The organism is Variovorax sp. Varisp36 (assembly GCF_047304235.1).
GTDB lineage: Bacteria > Pseudomonadota > Gammaproteobacteria > Burkholderiales > Burkholderiaceae_C > Variovorax.
In genome coordinates, this window is sequence record NZ_JBGLYU010000045.1 from 1 (window position 1) to 15515 (window position 15515).

Annotated in this window: 22 protein-coding genes; 20 read left to right on the plus strand and 2 right to left on the minus strand. The window is 64.5% G+C overall.

Annotated elements, in window-relative coordinates:
• The 6 genes from ACCD11_RS22345 to ACCD11_RS22370 all read left to right on the plus strand — a co-directional run.
• Window positions 1-2023: LamG-like jellyroll fold domain-containing protein (locus ACCD11_RS22345; RefSeq protein WP_413315503.1), on the plus strand; the 2023-nt coding region annotated here is incomplete at its 5' end.
• Between the two features lie 131 nt (window positions 2024-2154).
• A complete protein-coding gene (locus ACCD11_RS22350; RefSeq protein WP_413315504.1) occupies window positions 2155-3459 on the plus strand; it encodes a hypothetical protein in 1305 nt (434 codons plus the stop codon).
• Window positions 3460-3652: 193 nt separating this feature from the next.
• Complete coding sequence (locus ACCD11_RS22355; protein WP_009124794.1) at window positions 3653-4618, plus strand: LysR substrate-binding domain-containing protein; 966 nt, start codon at window positions 3653-3655, stop codon at window positions 4616-4618.
• A gap of 140 nt (window positions 4619-4758) precedes the next feature.
• Window positions 4759-5334, plus strand: coding sequence for a Dps family protein (locus ACCD11_RS22360; protein WP_413315505.1), 576 nt, complete (start codon window positions 4759-4761; stop codon window positions 5332-5334).
• The gene (gene ubiA, locus ACCD11_RS22365; protein ID WP_413315506.1) at window positions 5324-6223 is read left to right on the plus strand and encodes a 4-hydroxybenzoate octaprenyltransferase; all 900 of its coding nucleotides are present in this window, start codon (window positions 5324-5326) and stop codon (window positions 6221-6223) included. The genes ACCD11_RS22360 and ubiA overlap by 11 nt, the downstream gene beginning before the upstream one ends.
• A 10-nt stretch (window positions 6224-6233) precedes the next feature.
• Window positions 6234-6704 (plus strand): MaoC/PaaZ C-terminal domain-containing protein, encoded by a 471-nt coding sequence (locus ACCD11_RS22370; RefSeq protein ID WP_009124797.1) that lies wholly within the window; start codon window positions 6234-6236, stop codon window positions 6702-6704.
• A 2-nt stretch (window positions 6705-6706) separates the two neighbouring features.
• Here ACCD11_RS22370 and proC read toward each other — a convergent pair whose 3' ends face one another.
• Both proC and ACCD11_RS22380 read right to left on the minus strand, forming a co-directional pair.
• Window positions 6707-7564 carry a pyrroline-5-carboxylate reductase gene (proC, locus tag ACCD11_RS22375; protein ID WP_009124798.1) on the minus strand — a complete coding sequence of 286 codons (858 nt, stop codon included), beginning with the start codon at window positions 7562-7564 and terminating at the stop codon, window positions 6707-6709.
• Window positions 7561-8712, minus strand: coding sequence for an esterase-like activity of phytase family protein (locus ACCD11_RS22380; protein WP_009124799.1), 1152 nt, complete (start codon window positions 8710-8712; stop codon window positions 7561-7563). The genes proC and ACCD11_RS22380 overlap by 4 nt, the downstream gene beginning before the upstream one ends.
• A gap of 227 nt (window positions 8713-8939) precedes the next feature.
• Between ACCD11_RS22380 and rplN the strand changes: the two genes are divergently transcribed.
• The 14 genes from rplN to rpsK all read left to right on the plus strand — a co-directional run bounded on the left by rplN (window position 8940) and on the right by rpsK (window position 15399).
• Window positions 8940-9308, plus strand: a complete 369-nt coding sequence (rplN, locus tag ACCD11_RS22385; protein WP_009124801.1) for a 50S ribosomal protein L14 — start codon at window positions 8940-8942, stop codon at window positions 9306-9308.
• Window positions 9309-9321: 13 nt separating this feature from the next.
• A complete protein-coding gene (rplX, locus tag ACCD11_RS22390) occupies window positions 9322-9654 on the plus strand; it encodes a 50S ribosomal protein L24 (protein WP_009124803.1) in 333 nt (110 codons plus the stop codon).
• An 11-nt stretch (window positions 9655-9665) separates the two neighbouring features.
• Window positions 9666-10205 carry a 50S ribosomal protein L5 gene (gene rplE, locus ACCD11_RS22395; protein ID WP_009124804.1) on the plus strand — a complete coding sequence of 180 codons (540 nt, stop codon included), beginning with the start codon at window positions 9666-9668 and terminating at the stop codon, window positions 10203-10205.
• Window positions 10206-10213: 8 nt separating this feature from the next.
• The gene (gene rpsN, locus ACCD11_RS22400) at window positions 10214-10519 is read left to right on the plus strand and encodes a 30S ribosomal protein S14 (protein WP_009124806.1); all 306 of its coding nucleotides are present in this window, start codon (window positions 10214-10216) and stop codon (window positions 10517-10519) included.
• A 20-nt stretch (window positions 10520-10539) separates the two neighbouring features.
• Window positions 10540-10935 carry a 30S ribosomal protein S8 gene (rpsH, locus tag ACCD11_RS22405; protein ID WP_009124808.1) on the plus strand — a complete coding sequence of 132 codons (396 nt, stop codon included), beginning with the start codon at window positions 10540-10542 and terminating at the stop codon, window positions 10933-10935.
• A gap of 24 nt (window positions 10936-10959) precedes the next feature.
• Window positions 10960-11493 (plus strand): 50S ribosomal protein L6, encoded by a 534-nt coding sequence (gene rplF, locus ACCD11_RS22410; RefSeq protein ID WP_009124809.1) that lies wholly within the window; start codon window positions 10960-10962, stop codon window positions 11491-11493.
• Between the two features lie 14 nt (window positions 11494-11507).
• Entirely contained in the window at window positions 11508-11873 is a 366-nt protein-coding gene (gene rplR, locus ACCD11_RS22415; RefSeq protein WP_042672913.1) for a 50S ribosomal protein L18, read from the plus strand.
• Between the two features lie 18 nt (window positions 11874-11891).
• Entirely contained in the window at window positions 11892-12410 is a 519-nt protein-coding gene (gene rpsE, locus ACCD11_RS22420) for a 30S ribosomal protein S5 (protein ID WP_009124813.1), read from the plus strand.
• Between the two features lie 35 nt (window positions 12411-12445).
• The gene (rpmD, locus tag ACCD11_RS22425) at window positions 12446-12631 is read left to right on the plus strand and encodes a 50S ribosomal protein L30 (protein WP_009124818.1); all 186 of its coding nucleotides are present in this window, start codon (window positions 12446-12448) and stop codon (window positions 12629-12631) included.
• Window positions 12632-12642: 11 nt separating this feature from the next.
• A complete protein-coding gene (rplO, locus tag ACCD11_RS22430; protein ID WP_009124820.1) occupies window positions 12643-13074 on the plus strand; it encodes a 50S ribosomal protein L15 in 432 nt (143 codons plus the stop codon).
• 27 nt (window positions 13075-13101) lie between these two features.
• Window positions 13102-14415 carry a preprotein translocase subunit SecY gene (gene secY / locus ACCD11_RS22435; protein WP_009124822.1) on the plus strand — a complete coding sequence of 438 codons (1314 nt, stop codon included), beginning with the start codon at window positions 13102-13104 and terminating at the stop codon, window positions 14413-14415.
• A 64-nt stretch (window positions 14416-14479) separates the two neighbouring features.
• Entirely contained in the window at window positions 14480-14593 is a 114-nt protein-coding gene (gene rpmJ / locus ACCD11_RS22440; protein WP_013544106.1) for a 50S ribosomal protein L36, read from the plus strand.
• 23 nt (window positions 14594-14616) lie between these two features.
• A complete protein-coding gene (rpsM, locus tag ACCD11_RS22445) occupies window positions 14617-14982 on the plus strand; it encodes a 30S ribosomal protein S13 (RefSeq protein ID WP_013544105.1) in 366 nt (121 codons plus the stop codon).
• A gap of 12 nt (window positions 14983-14994) precedes the next feature.
• Entirely contained in the window at window positions 14995-15399 is a 405-nt protein-coding gene (rpsK, locus tag ACCD11_RS22450) for a 30S ribosomal protein S11 (RefSeq protein WP_009124825.1), read from the plus strand.
• Window positions 15400-15515: the final 116 nt, after the last annotated feature.

Genomic DNA, 15515 nt, shown 5'->3' on the forward strand with positions numbered 1-15515 from the left:
CAATACCCCCGAAACCCCTGCGGCCGAGCCGACCACCCCCGAGCCCGCAGTACGCAAGATCGTGCACCCCGGCCTGCTCGTCACTGAAGACGACCTGCAGCGCATCCGCAACAAGCTGGCCGCCAATGCGGAGCCCTGGGTGGGCGGCTTGAACATGATGCTCAGGACGAACAACACGAACCTCGATGCGAAGCCGCGCCCCTTGGCGTTGGTGACGCGGGGTGTGGACGGCGAGAACTATTGGCAGATGATCGGCGACATGGTGCGCGCCCTTCACCTCGCATTGCGCTGGAAGATCTCGAACGACGAGAGCTACGCGAAGAAGGCGGTGGAGTTCCTCAACGCATGGTCTTCGACCTTGACCGAGCTGGGCGGCAACTCGAACGTCTACCTGGCCTCGGGCCTTTACGGCAACCAGTGGGCCAACGCCGCGGAACTAATGCGGACCTATTCCGGCTGGGCGAAGGAAGACGTCGCGCGCTTCCAGGCCATGCTGCTGAACGTGTTCTACCCGAAGGCCCACGAGTTCCTGATCAACCACAACGGCACGGAGATCAGGAAGGTCACCCACTACTGGGCCAACTGGGACCTGGCCAACATCTGCGCCGTCTACGCGATCGGCGTGTTCTGCGACCGGCCCGACCTGGTCGCCGAAGCGAGCAACTATTACAAAAGCGGCCGCGGCAACGGCGCGAGCGCCAACAACGTCTACCACGTGCATCCCGGCTATCTGGGGCAATGGCAGGAGAGCCATCGCGACCAGGGCCACTCGACCCTCGGCATCTCGTTGGCCGGCATGTTGTGTCAAATGGCCTGGAACCAGGGCGAGGACCTCTTCGGCTACTGGAACAACCGGCTGCTGGCCGGCGCGGAGTACGTGGCCAAGACGAACCTCGCGGATGCCAATGGCAACGCGCTGTACACGATGCCGTTCGCCCCCTACGAGGGCGTCCACGGATCGGGGACCGCTGCTGCGGGCACGAACAGCCTGCGGCCCAACTGGGACCTCATCTACAGCCACTATGTGAGCCGCAAGGGACTCTCGGCACCCTGGAGTAAGGCGATGCTCGACAAGATCCGGCCCGAGCGCGTCGACGGCGGCGACCAGCCGGGCATCGGCACACTCCTCTATGCGCGCGATCCGGTCCCTGCCGCCAGGCCCAGCGGGCTGAGCGCGTTCCTTAACGATGGAAAGGTGCAGCTGTCGTGGTGGGGCACCGCAGGCGCTTCGCAGTACCTCGTGCAGCGCGCGGCCTCGCCGAACGGTCCCTTCACGACCCTCGCGCCGGTCACCGAGCCGCGCACCTACACCGACGACCCTGGCCAGGGCACCTGGTACTACCGGATTGACGCGGTGACCGACGCCGGGGAGATGACCGGTGCGGATACCTTGCGCGTGGCGGTCCCCGGCGAACTGTGGCTGCACCTGCCGCTCAGCGGCGATGCCAACGATGCCAGCGGCCGCGGCCTGCATGCGCAATTGAAGGGCGGCACGAGCTGGGGCGAAGGACGCAACGGCGGAAGCGCCGTGCAGCTTGACGGCCGCAGCGGCCACGTCCAGCTGCCCGACGGGGCCGTGTCGGGCCTGGGCGATTTCACGATCGCGGTGTGGGTCTATTGGGATACGGCCTCGGTCATCGCGCGCGTTTTCGACTTCGGTTCCAACGACGTGGCCTACATGATCCTGATCCTGCGCGACCAGAACAAACAGCTGCGCTTTTCAGCCTCGCGCAATCAGTTCTGGAAGGAAGAGTCGGTAGCCGGCGGCGAGACGCCCACCGGGCGCTGGGTGCACCTGGCGGTCACGCTGTCGGGCACCGTGGGCACGCTCTACATGGACGGCGCGCAGGTCGCCACCGCGGACGGCATCTGGGTCAATCCCTTCCAGCTGGGCAACACCACCCGGACCTGGCTGGGCCGTTCGCAGTATGGCGGCGATCCGTACTTCAAGGGCCGCATGCAGGACTTCCGCATCTACAGCGGCGCGCAGGACGCGGCCTTCATCGCGGACCTCGCCCGCTGACGGCTGCCGGATAGCCGCGCGGCGCAACCGACAACCGAACCGCGCGCGCGTTCCTGGGCGCGCCGGGGCATTCTTCCACCTAAACAGACTTTCCCATGAACTTTGCTTCTCGACGATGCGCTTGCGCACTGATGACTTCGCTGCTGCTTTTCGGCTGTGGCGGCGGAGGCGGGGGCGGTAGCGGAGCCGGCGTTGCGCTGGTCGGCAGCCCGACAGGTCAGTCCGGCAGCGGCGGTCCATCCAATGCCGGCCAGAGCGGCAGCCAAGGCAGCGGTGGCAGCACGACTGGCGGCGGCGGCACGACTGGCGGCGGCGGCACGACTGGCGGTGGTACTCAGACCGGTGGTGGCACTACGGGCAACCCGGGCGGCGACGCTGCACCCGTTGCGGCGTCGGCCGCCCTGGTCGCAAAGCTTGGCAAGCCCTCTCGCGTGCTGGTTGGCTTGGGCGCCACTTCCATCGACGACATGAAGAGCCAGGACATTCACCCCGACATCGTGGAGCGCTATCTGGTGGGCGTCGGCGCGGGGTCGTGGCCCACGTGGAACAGTCCCGATGGGGCCTACGTCACCTTCTCCGCGCAAGCCGCCGAGGCTTATGGTGCGGTTCCCATGTTCACGCTCTACCAGATGACGGCGAACGGCGAGGGCAATCTGAGCGGCATCAGCGATGCGACCTTCATGGACAAGTATTGGGGGCAGGTCCGGCTGATGTACCAGCGCATCGCGGAATGGGGCAAGCCTGCCCTGGTCAATGTAGAGCCGGACTTCTGGGGCTTCGCCGCGTCGCAGGCGCCTGGTCGCGATCTGACGAAGATGGCCGCCGCCGTGAGCGGCCAGCCGGAATGCAGCACGCTGCCGAACACCGTCGCGGGTCTCGGCCAGTGCTTCGTGCAGATGGGCCGGAAGGTCGCGCCCAAGGCGCTGCTCGGATTCCCGCCCGCCTTCTGGAGCGGTACGCCTGCGGAGATTGCCGCCCAGATGCGCACGGCCGGGGCGAACCAGGCGGACTTCATCGTCGCCCAGACCAGCGACCGTGACGCGGGCTGCAGGGAAGCCGCATCGCCGCCCGCGGAATGCCAGAACGGAAGCGCTCCGTTCTATTGGGACGCGAGCAACAAGACCAGCCCGAACTTCCACGATTCGCAGAAGCAGTATTCGGACTACCGCGCGGCGCTGGGCAACGGCCTGCCGATCCTGTGGTGGCAGACACCGATGGGCGTGCCTTCCGACACGCCCGGCGGCACCGACCAGCACTACCGCGACAACCACGTCGACTACATGCTGCGCAATACCCAGGAATACGGCGATATGCACACCTTCGGGATCGTCTTCAGCGCAGGAGGCAGCCACCAGACCTCGATCAGCACGGATGGCGGTCAGTTCGCGCGTCTTTCAGCGCAGTACCTCGCGGGAAGCGGTGCTGCCTTGAAGTAGCGGTTTCCCGTCGAAGGGGCCTCTACCGCGCGGTGGTGCCCCATCGACAGGAATGACAGAAGCGGGGGAGGCAAGCAGCAAGGCCAATCCCTTGATCTCGTCGACCATATCCGCTTGAAGGGGACTCGTGATGAGCGCTCCTAAAACCCTATACGGTCGGGTCACAAACCCTTGCGCATAATTGACGCAAGCTATGACTCTCACCGAACTCAAATACATCGTCGCAGTGGCCCGCGAACGGCACTTCGGCAAGGCGGCCGAGGCCTGCTACGTTTCCCAGCCGACCCTGTCGGTCGCCATCAAGAAGCTCGAGGACGAGCTCGAAGTCAAGCTCTTCGAGCGCAGCGCCGGCGAAGTGACCGTCACGCCGCTCGGCGAGCAGATCGTGCAGCAGGCCCAGAGCGTGCTCGACCAGGCGGCCAGCATCAAGGAGATCGCCAAGCGCGGCAAGGACCCGCTGGCCGGTCCGCTGAACCTGGGCGTGATCTACACCATCGGGCCGTACCTGCTGCCCGACCTCGTGCGGCAGGTGATCGCGCGCACGCCGCAGATGCCGCTGGTGCTGCAGGAGAACTTCACCGTCAAGCTGCTCGAGATGCTGCGCGCCGGCGAGATCGACTGCGCCATCATGGCCGAGCCCTTTCCCGACACCGGCCTCGCGATGGCGCCGCTGTACGACGAGCCCTTCATGGCGGCTCTGCCCAACAAGCACAAGTTGGCCGACCGCGAATCGATCACCTCGGAAGAACTGCAGAGCGAGACCATGCTGCTGCTGGGCACCGGCCACTGCTTTCGCGACCACGTGCTGGAGGTGTGCCCGGAGTTCGCGCGCTTCTCCAGCAACGCTGAGGGCATCCGCAAGAGCTTCGAAGGCTCGTCGCTGGAGACCATCAAGCACATGGTGGCCTCGGGCATGGGCGTGACGCTGGTGCCGCGCCTGTCGGTGCCTGCCGATGCACTCAAGCCCAAGCTCAAGGGCCGCAAGGAACTCGAGCAGATGGTGCGCTACCTGCCGGTGCGCGACGCGCAGGACCGCGACCCGCCCACGCGCCGCGTGGTGCTCGCATGGCGGCGCACCTTCACGCGCTACGAGGCGATCGCGGCGCTGCGCAACGCGATCTATGCCTGCGAGCTGCCGGGCGTGAAGCGCCTTTCGTAGCAGCATTTGCGGGGTCGGCCTGCGCGCCGGCCGTTCTGAATCGTTGATCGCTGAGATAGAGTGGCGCTGTTGCGAAGCCGCATGCCGGCTTTCAGAATCGGGGTGTCCACTCCTCCCAATTTGAAGAAAGACTTCCCGCCATGGCCAAAGCCTCGAAGAAATCGTCGTCCGCCTCCTCCGCCGGCAAGGCGCCCAAGAAGGGCGGCACGGTGGTCGCGCAGGAGTCGGGCAGCCGCAATGCGCCGATCATCAACATCGGCATCGAGCGCCAGGACCGCGCCGCCATCGCCGAAGGCCTGAGCCGCGTGCTGGCCGACACCTACACGCTCTACCTCACCACGCACAATTTCCACTGGAACGTGACCGGCCCGCACTTCAACTCGCTGCATGCGATGTTCATGGGCCAGTACACCGAGCTGTGGGGCGCGACCGACGTGCTGGCCGAGCGCATCCGCGCGCTGGGCCACTATGCGCCGGGCTCGTACGCCGAGTTCAGCAAGATCGCCACCGTGCCCGACGTGCCGCAGACCCCGCCCAAGGCGATGGAGATGGTGCGCATCCTGGTGAAGGGCCACGAAACCGTGTCGCGCATCGCGCGCGAATTCATTCCGGTCGCCGAAGAAGCAGGCGACGACCCGACGGCCGACATGCTGACCGCGCGCTGCACGGTGCACGATCAGACGGCCTGGATGCTGCGTTCGCTCCTTGAAGACTGAGTCCGCTCCCCCCAACACCGCGCCCGTGCCTCCTCGCGGGCGTTTTGCGTTGTACCTCGACCTGATCCGCTGGAACCGTCCGGCGGGTTGGCTGCTGCTGCTGTGGCCCACGCTGGGCGCGCTCTGGTTCGCGGCGGGCGGCTGGCCCGGCTGGCACCTGCTGGTGGTATTCACGCTCGGCACCTTCCTCATGCGCAGCGCGGGCTGCTGCGTCAACGACGTGGCCGACCGCGACTTCGACCGCCATGTGAAGCGCACGGCGCAGCGGCCCGTCACCAGCGGCGCGATGTCGGTCAAGGAGGCGCTGGGGCTGGGCGTGGTGCTGGCGTTGGCGGCCTTCGGGCTGGTGCTCACGACCAACCGCGCGACGGTGCTGTGGTCGTTCGCGGCATTGGCCATCACGCTGATCTACCCGTTCGCCAAGCGCTTCGTCTCGGTCCCTCAGGCGGTGCTGGGCATTGCCTTCAGCTTCGGCATTCCGATGGCCTTCGCGGCGGTGCAGTCCACCGTGCCGGTCTTCGCTGCGTGGCTGCTGGCGGGCAACCTGTTCTGGGTGCTGGCCTACGACACCGAGTACGCGATGGTCGACCGCGACGACGACCTCAAGATCGGCATGAAGACCTCGGCCATCACCTTCGGCCGCTTCGATGTGGCGGCGGTGATGGCGAGCTACGCGATCTTCCTCGCAGTCTGGACCTGGGCCGGCGCGAGCAACTCGCTGGGCACGCTGTTCTACGCCGGCATCGCCGCGGCCGCGGTGCAGGCGCTGTGGCACTGGCGGCTGATCCGCGAGCGCACGCGCGAGGGCTGCTTCAAGGCCTTCCGTCTGAACCATTGGCTGGGCTTCACGGTGTTCGCCGGCATAGTGGTCGGCTACGCCGTCCGCTGAGAGTGCCCGCATGCTGGAACAGTTGAAGCGAAAGATCGGCCAGGAGGGCTTCTCCGGATGGCACTTCATCACGCAGGAGATGGTCCAGCGCTATTCGGAGCTGTCGGGCGACGGCGAAGGCGAGTGGATCCATCTCGATCCCGAGCGCGCGGCGCGCGAGGCGGACTACGGCGGCACCATCGTGCAGGGCTTCTTCCAGGTCTCGCACCTGGTCCGGCTGACCGGTGAGGCCATGCGCACGCTGCTGCCCTTCGATTCGAATTACGCGCTGAACTACGGCTTCGACCGCCTGCGCTTCGTGCGGCCGATGCCGGTGGGCGCGCGCTTCCGGGCGCGCGTGCACATCGTGGATGTGACGCCCAAGCCCGGCGACAGCTTCATGGTGAAGGAGGAGGTGCTGCTCGAACTGGAAGACGGCACCGTCACGCTGGCCGCCGAGTGGCTGTTCTTCCTCGGGCCCGGCGCGCTGCCGCCGGCCTGAAATCAGCCGCGGCCGAATTCCTCGCCCAGTTCGGCGGCGCGCTTCTGCGCGGCGCGGATCGCGGTCTTGAACTGCGCCTTCACGTCGGCCTGCTGCAGCGAGGTGATGGCCGCGTACGTGGTGCCACCCTTGGAGGTCACGCGCTCGCGCAGCACCGACGGCGGTTCGGTTGCGCTGTGCGCCAGCGCCGAGGCGCCGGTGAAGGTGCCGATGGCCAGCCGCTGGGCCTGCTCGGGCGTCAGGCCCATCTCGACGCCGGCTTCGGTCATCGCCTCGATGAAATAGAAGACGTACGCCGGGCCCGAGCCTGACATGGCGGTCACGGCGTCGAGTGCCGATTCGGCGTCGACCCAGATCAGCTCGCCGGTCGGCGCCAGCAGCTGCCCGACCAGCGAGCGGTCGGCCCCTTCGACGCCGGGTCGGGCGTACAGGCCCGTCATGCCTTTGCCCACAAGTGCCGGCGTGTTGGGCATGGCGCGCACCACGCGCTCCGTTCCGAGCCAGCGGGCGATGCTGTCGGACGGGATGCCCGCGGCCACGCTCAGGTGCAGCGCGTCTTCAGTGAAGCCGCGCACCGGACGGGCTGCTTCGGCAAAGGCCTGGGGCTTGACTGCCCACACCACCACCCCGCAGCGCGACAGCGCCTCGCCCGCGTCGGCCTTCGCGGCGATGCCGAAGGACTGGGCCAGCTTGGTGCGGGCCTCCTCGAAGGGCTCGACCACCTCGAACGCATCCGCCGGGGTGCCTTGCTGGATCAGGCCGCCAATGATGGCGCTGGCCATGTTGCCGCCTCCGATGAAGGCGACGGGGGGCAGCGGCGCGGGGCCGGTGCGGGGCAGGAAGGTCACGGCGATGGTCATGGTCGGTCGGCGTATTCGAAGGCGGCGAACTGGGTGATTTGAAGCGGATTGAAATTGTCGTCGCTCACGACGACCAGCATGCGCTTGCCATCGGGCAGGGGTGGTCCCCAGCACATGCCCTCGGTGTTGTCGAGGCGTGACAGGCCGAGCGCGGCGAAGTCGGCCACCAGGGTCTTGGCCGCCGGCCGGTGGTTGCCCGGCGCCAGTGCGTCGATGGCGAGCACGTCGCTGGCGGCACGGGTGTCGATTTCATACAGGCGCAGCGAATTGCCGGCGCCGGTGGCGTAGGCGCGCTCCAGCACCAGCATGCGGTCCGCATCGAGCATCAGGATCTCGCTCACGCCGTTGTCGGCGTAGCTGCCGGGAATCAGCGGGCGCAGGGGGATGGCGTCGGGAACGTAGGCGATCTGGCGGTCGGCCTGGCCGGTTTCCAGATCGATCCGGGTGAAGCGGCAAGGCCCGCCTGGGGCGCCGGTGGTGGGCTCGGGGCCGTCCTGGATCAGGGCGTTTTCCATGCCGAGCCAGGCGAAGCGGCCATCGGGCGTGAGGGCCAGTCCTTCGAGCGTCAGGTTGTCGCGCGGGCCGCGGCGCTGGGCGGGGTCGGGCCTGAACATGGCCGGAAGGGAGAATTCACGCAGAAAGCGGCCGTCGCGAGCCGACTCGTACAGCGCCGGGCCGAAGCCGCGGGCGATGTCGCCCTCGCTGGTCCACAGCAAGGTGTTGGTTGCAGGCCGCAGCCGCAATGCTTCGGGGTCGGGAACCGGAAGTCCCTCGACCGCCCGGCGCCTGTTGGGCCAGGGGCCGCCGCCGGGGCGTTGCAGCTGCACCACGCCGAGGGGCTCGGGGCGCGCGGCTTGCGGCTGGGGCCATCGGGCGATGTAGTAGCGCACAGGCGCGAGGTCCGATCGATCATCGCTGATAAGCAGGTACTCACCTCGGATTGGGTCGTAGTCGATGCCCGAGAGGCCTCCGGCCACGGTGCCCTCTATATCGAAGCGGTGCGCCCAGCGGGCCTCCGCGATGCGCCGCAGCCGGCCGGGGTCCGGGTTCGGCGCGGCACTCTGGCAGCCGGCCAGGCCCAACGCCAGCAGGCCGGCCGCGCCCGCCAGCACGCGCCGACGCTTCGGCTGGGGAAGGTAGGAATTCAAGGCGTCGCGCACCGCCTGGAGTCTAGTACCAGCGCGCGGTGATGTAATGGGGTTGTTGACATCGGCAGTAGTGCGTGCCACAATCGCTGGCTTCGCTTTCAAAAGGCGAAGCTTTCAGCCCAAAGCGGAAGTGCCTCGAGTGGTTCGAGGCATGGACGACGGGCCCAAGACTGACCGCGGTGCCTCCCTCCTGGAGGCACATCGGTACAAGTTGGGAATATCAAGAAATGATCCAAACTGAATCCCGGCTCGAAGTGGCCGACAACACGGGCGCGAAATCCGTCCTGTGTATCAAGGTGCTCGGTGGCTCCAAGCGGCGTTATGCCAGCGTGGGCGACGTCATCAAGGTCAGCATCAAGGAAGCCGCTCCACGTGGTCGCGTCAAGAAGGGCGAGATCTACAGTGCAGTGGTGGTCCGTACCGCCAAGGGCATCCGTCGCGCCGACGGTTCGCTCGTCAAGTTCGACGGCAATGCCGCCGTGCTGCTCAACGCCAAGCTGGAGCCCATCGGCACCCGCATCTTCGGACCGGTCACGCGCGAACTGCGCACCGAGAAGTTCATGAAGATCGTGTCGCTGGCACCCGAAGTTCTGTAAGGACAACAACGCCATGAACAAGATTCGCAAAGGCGACCAGGTCATCGTGTTGGCCGGTCGTGACAAGGGCAAGCGGGGCGTCATCTCGCTGCGCAAGGATGACTCGCACGTCGTCATCGAAGGCCTGAACCTCGTCAAGAAGCACACCAAGCCGAACCCACTCAAGGGTACGACCGGTGGCATCGTCGAGAAGTCCATGCCCATTCACCAATCCAACGTGGCGATCTTCAATGCCGCGACCGGCAAGGCCGATCGCGTGGGCATCAAGATCACCCAGGGTGCCGACGGCAAGCGCGTGGCTGTTCGCGTCTTCAAGTCGAGCGGCGACGAAATCAAGTTCGCCTAAGAGGTACTCACATGGCACGTCTCCAACAACACTATCGCGAAAAGATCGCGAAAGACCTGACGGAAAAGTTCGGCTACAAGTCGCCGATGCAGGTCCCGCGCCTCACCAAGATCACGCTCAACATGGGCGTGGGTGAAGCAGTCGCCGACAAGAAGGTTCTCGACAACGCTGTCGCCGACCTGACCAAGATCGCTGGCCAGAAGCCCGTGGTGACCAAGTCGAAGAAGGCCATTGCCGGCTTCAAGATTCGCGAAATGCAACCGATCGGCTGCATGGTCACGCTGCGCGGCGTTCAGATGTATGAATTCCTGGACCGTTTCGTGACCATCGCGCTGCCGCGCGTTCGTGACTTCCGCGGTATTTCGGGTCGTGCCTTCGACGGTCGTGGCAACTACAACATCGGCGTCAAGGAGCAGATCATTTTCCCTGAGATCGAGTACGACAAGGTCGACGCCCTGCGCGGTCTCAATATCAGCATCACGACGACGGCCAAGACCGACGAAGAAGCCAAGGCTCTTCTCGCTGGTTTCCGTTTCCCGTTCAAGAACTGAGGCGAATCATGGCAAAACAATCCCTGATCCAGCGCGAACTCAAGCGCGACAAGCTGGTTGCCAAGTTCGCTGCGAAGCACGCGGAACTGAAGGCGATCTCCAACGACGTGAAGAAGACCGACGAAGAGCGCGCTGCTGCCCGCCTGGGCCTGCAGAAGCTCCCGCGCAACGCGAACCCCACGCGTCAGCGCAACCGTTGCGAAATCACTGGTCGCCCCCGTGGCACCTTCCGTCAATTCGGTCTGGCTCGCGCCAAGATCCGTGAACTGGCCTTCGCTGGCGACATCCCCGGTGTCACCAAGGCCAGCTGGTAAGCCAGGCAGGAGCAAACAACATGAGCATGAGTGATCCCATTGCCGACCTGCTGACGCGTATCCGTAACGCGCAGATGGTGGCGAAGCCCACCGTGTCGGTCCCGTCTTCCAAGGTGAAGGTCGCGATCGCACAAGTCCTAAAGGACGAAGGCTACATCGACGGCTTCCAGGTCAAGACCGAAGCCGGCAAGAGCGAACTTGAAATTGTTCTGAAGTACTACGCTGGCCGTCCGGTCATCGAGCGCATCGAGCGCGTGAGCCGCCCCGGCCTGCGCGTCTACAAGGCAAGCTCGTCCATTCCGCAAGTCCAGAACGGCCTCGGCGTTGCGATCGTCACGACCCCCCAGGGCGTGATGACCGACCGCAAGGCGCGCGCCACCGGTGTCGGCGGCGAAGTTCTGTGCTACGTCGCCTAACCGAGACATCGAGGAGTCACTGAAATGTCCCGAGTAGGAAAAATGCCGATCACCATCCCCGCTGGCGTGGATGTGTCGATCAAGGAAGACCAGATCAGCGTCAAGGGCACGGGCGGCACGCTCAACCTCGCGCGCAATGCACTGGTCAAGATCGTCAGCAATGACGGCAAGCTGAATTTCGAACCTGCCAACGAATCGCGTGAAGCGAATGCGATGAGCGGCACGATCCGCCAGCTGGTGAACAACATGGTGGTTGGCGTGACCAAGGGCTTCGAGAAGAAGCTCAACCTGGTCGGCGTCGGCTACAAGGCTGCAGCCTCCAACAACAAGTTGAACCTGCAAGTCGGTTACTCGCACCCGGTCAACATCGACATGCCTCAAGGCATCACGGTGGCCACCGCGACCCCGACCGAAATCGTGATCAAGGGTGCTGACCGTCAGCGCGTTGGTCAAATCGCCGCTGAGATCCGCGCTGTTCGTCCGCCTGAGCCTTACAAGGGCAAGGGCATCCGTTATTCGGACGAGAAGATCGTGATCAAAGAGACCAAGAAGAAGTAAGGGGCAGCAAAATGATGTTGACCAAAAAAGCACAGCGTCTTCGCCGCTCGCGCCAGACCCGCATCCGCATCGCGACGCAGGGCGTGGCCCGTCTGACGGTGAACCGCACCAACCTGCACATCTACGCCACCGTCATCTCCGACGACGGCACCAAGGTGATTGCAACCGCATCGACGGCCGAAGCCGAAGTGCGTACCTCGCTCGGCGGTTCGGGCAAGGGCGGCAATGCCGCTGCTGCGACCGCCGTCGGCAAGCGCATCGCTGAAAAGGCGAAGGCTGCCGGCGTCGAGAAGGTCGCCTTCGACCGCGCAGGTTTTGCGTACCACGGCCGCGTCAAGGCGCTGGCCGAGGCGGCTCGCGAAGCCGGTCTGCAGTTCTAACCGGACACGAGATTCAAAATGGCAAAGATTCAAGCAAGAACGCAGAACGAAGGCCCTGAAGACGGTTTGCGCGAGAAGATGATCGCGATCAACCGCGTCACCAAGGTGGTGAAGGGTGGTCGTATCCTCGGTTTCGCAGCACTCACCGTCGTGGGCGACGGCGACGGCCGCGTCGGCATGGGCAAGGGCAAGTCGAAGGAAGTGCCTGCTGCAGTGCAGAAGGCAATGGAAGAAGCCCGTCGCAACCTGTTCAAGGCTCCGATCAAGAACGGCACGCTGCATCACCGCGTGACGGGTCACCATGGCGCCGCTTCGGTCGTCATGATCCCCGCCCCGAAGGGTACTGGCATCATCGCCGGCGGTCCGATGCGCGCCGTGTTCGAAGTCATGGGCATCACCGACATCGTGGCCAAGAGCCATGGTTCGTCGAACCCCTACAACATGGTTCGCGCCACGCTCGACGGGTTGAAGAACTCGACGACCGCGTCCGATGTGGCTGCCAAGCGCGGCCTGACCGTCGAAGAAATCTTCGCCTGAGCGCAAGCTCTCGCAAGGCTGAAGGAAGCATTCAAATGACGACGCAACAACAAACCCTCAAGGTGCAACTGGTCAAGAGCCCGATTGGCACCAAGGAATCGCATCGCGCGACCGTGCGTGGCCTCGGCCTGCGCAAGCTCAACAGCGTGAGCGAGCTGCAGGACACCCCGGCGGTGCGCGGCATGATCAACAAGATCAGTTATCTGGTCAAGGTTCTGTAAGAGAGACTGATATGGAACTCAATGGCATCAAGCCGGCAGCCGGCGCCAAGCACGCGAAGCGTCGCGTCGGCCGCGGTATCGGCTCCGGCATCGGCAAGACCGCAGGCCGCGGTCACAAGGGTCAGAAGTCGCGCGCAGGCGGTTTCCACAAGGTCGGCTTCGAAGGCGGTCAAATGCCGCTGCAGCGTCGCCTGCCGAAGCGTGGCTTCAAGTCGCACCTGCTGAAGTTCAACGCCGAAGTCACGCTGACTGCCCTCGAGCAGCTCGGTCTGGCTGAAGTGGATGTCCTGGCGCTGAAGCAAGCCGGCCTCGTGGGCCAGCTCGCCAAGGTCGTCAAGGTCGTCAAGACCGGTGAACTCACCAAGGCCGTCAAGCTGACGGGCGTGGGCGCAACGGCTGGCGCCAAGGCTGCTATCGAAGCGGCCGGCGGCAGCATCGCCTGATCACCATCGGACTGAAAGAAGTTCTTCGTGGCAACTAACGCGGCAACGATCGCAAAAACAGGCAAGTTCGGCGACCTCCGTCGTCGGCTCGTCTTTTTGCTGCTCGCGCTCGTGGTCTACCGGATTGGCGCGCACATTCCTGTGCCGGGTATCAACCCGGACCAGCTGGCGGCGTTGTTCCAGGGCCAGCAGGGCGGCATTCTGAGCCTGTTCAACATGTTCTCGGGCGGTGCGCTGTCGCGCTTCACCGTGTTCGCGTTGGGGATCATGCCGTACATCTCGGCGTCGATCATCATGCAGCTGATGACCTACGTGCTTCCGACCTTCGAGCAATTGAAGAAGGAAGGCGAGGCCGGCCGCCGCAAGATCACGCAGTACACGCGCTACGGCGCGCTGGGTCTGGCACTGTTCCAGTCGTTCAGCATCGCAGTGGCCCTCGAGTCGTCGGCCGGTCTGGTCATCGCCCCCGGTTTCGGCTTCCGCCTGACCGCCATGGTGAGCCTGACGGCAGGTTCGATGTTCCTGATGTGGCTCGGCGAACAGATCACCGAGCGCGGCCTGGGCAACGGCATCTCGATCCTGATCTTTGCGGGTATCGCGGCCGGTTTGCCCAACGCCATCGGCGGCCTGGCTTCGCTGGTGACGACCGGTGCGATGAATCCGATCATTGCGCTCTTCATCATCGCTGTCGTGGTGCTGGTCACCTACTTCGTGGTGTTCGTGGAACGCGGCCAGCGCAAGATCCTCGTGAACTATGCGCGGCGCCAGGTCGGCAACAAGGTCTATGGCGGCCAATCGTCGCACCTGCCCTTGAAGCTGAACATGGCCGGTGTGATTCCGCCGATCTTCGCTTCGTCGATCATCCTGCTGCCCGCAACGGTGGTTGGCTGGTTCAGCACCGGTGAAGGTGGTTTCCGCTGGATCAAGGACGTTGCCGGCGCACTGCGTCCTGGCGAGCCGATCTACGTGCTGTTGTATGCTGCCGCGATCGTTTTCTTCTGCTTCTTCTACACGGCACTCGTGTTCAACAGCAAGGAAACGGCCGACAACCTGAAGAAGAGTGGTGCATTCATTCCTGGCATTCGCCCGGGTGACCAGACCGCTCGCTATATCGACAAGATTCTGGTTCGCCTGACGTTGGCCGGCGCGGTGTACATCACCTTCGTCTGCCTGCTGCCCGAGTTCCTGATCCTGAAGTACAACGTGCCGTTCTACTTCGGTGGTACCTCCCTGCTGATCATCGTGGTCGTCACGATGGACTTCATGGCCCAGGTGCAAAACTACATGATGTCCCAGCAGTACGAATCGCTGCTGAAGAAGGCGAACTTCAAGACATCGTAGGGCTGTGTTGCAGTATTGAGTCCGGGCGGTAGACCGCCACGTTAAACAGTTTTAGGAGAATGAAATGAGAGTTTCGGCTTCGGTCAAAACCATCTGCCGTAATTGCAAGGTCATCCGCCGTAAAGGTGTGGTGCGTGTGATTTGCACCGACCCGCGCCACAAGCAGCGCCAGGGTTGATTGAAGAGTATTAGAGGACGCACATGGCACGTATTGCTGGCATCAACATTCCGCCGCACAAGCACGCTGAAATCGGCCTGACCGCCATCTTCGGCATCGGTCGCACCCGCGCCCGTCAGATCTGCGAAGCGAGCGGCATCGAATATTCGAAGAAGATCAAGGATCTGACCGACGCCGATCTCGAGAAGATCCGCGACCAGATCGCTCTGTTCACCATCGAAGGCGATCTGCGTCGCGAGACGACGATGAACATCAAGCGTTTGATGGACATCGGCTGCTATCGCGGCTTCCGTCACCGTCGCGGCCTGCCGATGCGCGGCCAGCGCACGCGCACCAATGCCCGCACCCGCAAGGGTCCGCGCAAGGCAGCGCAGTCCCTGAAGAAATAAGGATAGACAAGCATGGCTAAAGCACCTGCAAACAACGCCGCACAGCGCGTTCGCAAGAAGGTTCGCAAGAACGTTGCGGACGGCATCGCCCACGTGCATGCCTCGTTCAACAACACCATCATCACGATCACCGATCGCCAGGGCAACGCCCTGTCGTGGGCTTCGTCGGGTGGCCAGGGCTTCAAGGGCTCGCGCAAGTCGACCCCGTTCGCTGCGCAGGTCGCTTCCGAAGTGGCCGGCCGTGCTGCTGTCGAACAAGGTATCAAGAACCTCGACGTCGAGATCAAGGGCCCGGGCCCCGGTCGCGAATCGTCGGTGCGCGCACTGGCTGCGCTCGGCATCCGGATCAATTCCATTGCCGACGTGACGCCCGTTCCGCACAACGGCTGCCGTCCCCAGAAGCGTCGCCGCATCTGATCGTCAGTCCGCAAGGCGCAGCCGGCTTTGAATAGCGGCTGCGCATTTGTTTTTTATCTAAGCCCACCGCCACTCGCGTTTCGCAAGTGGCTCCCGCAGGCAACTGCGGCAGATAC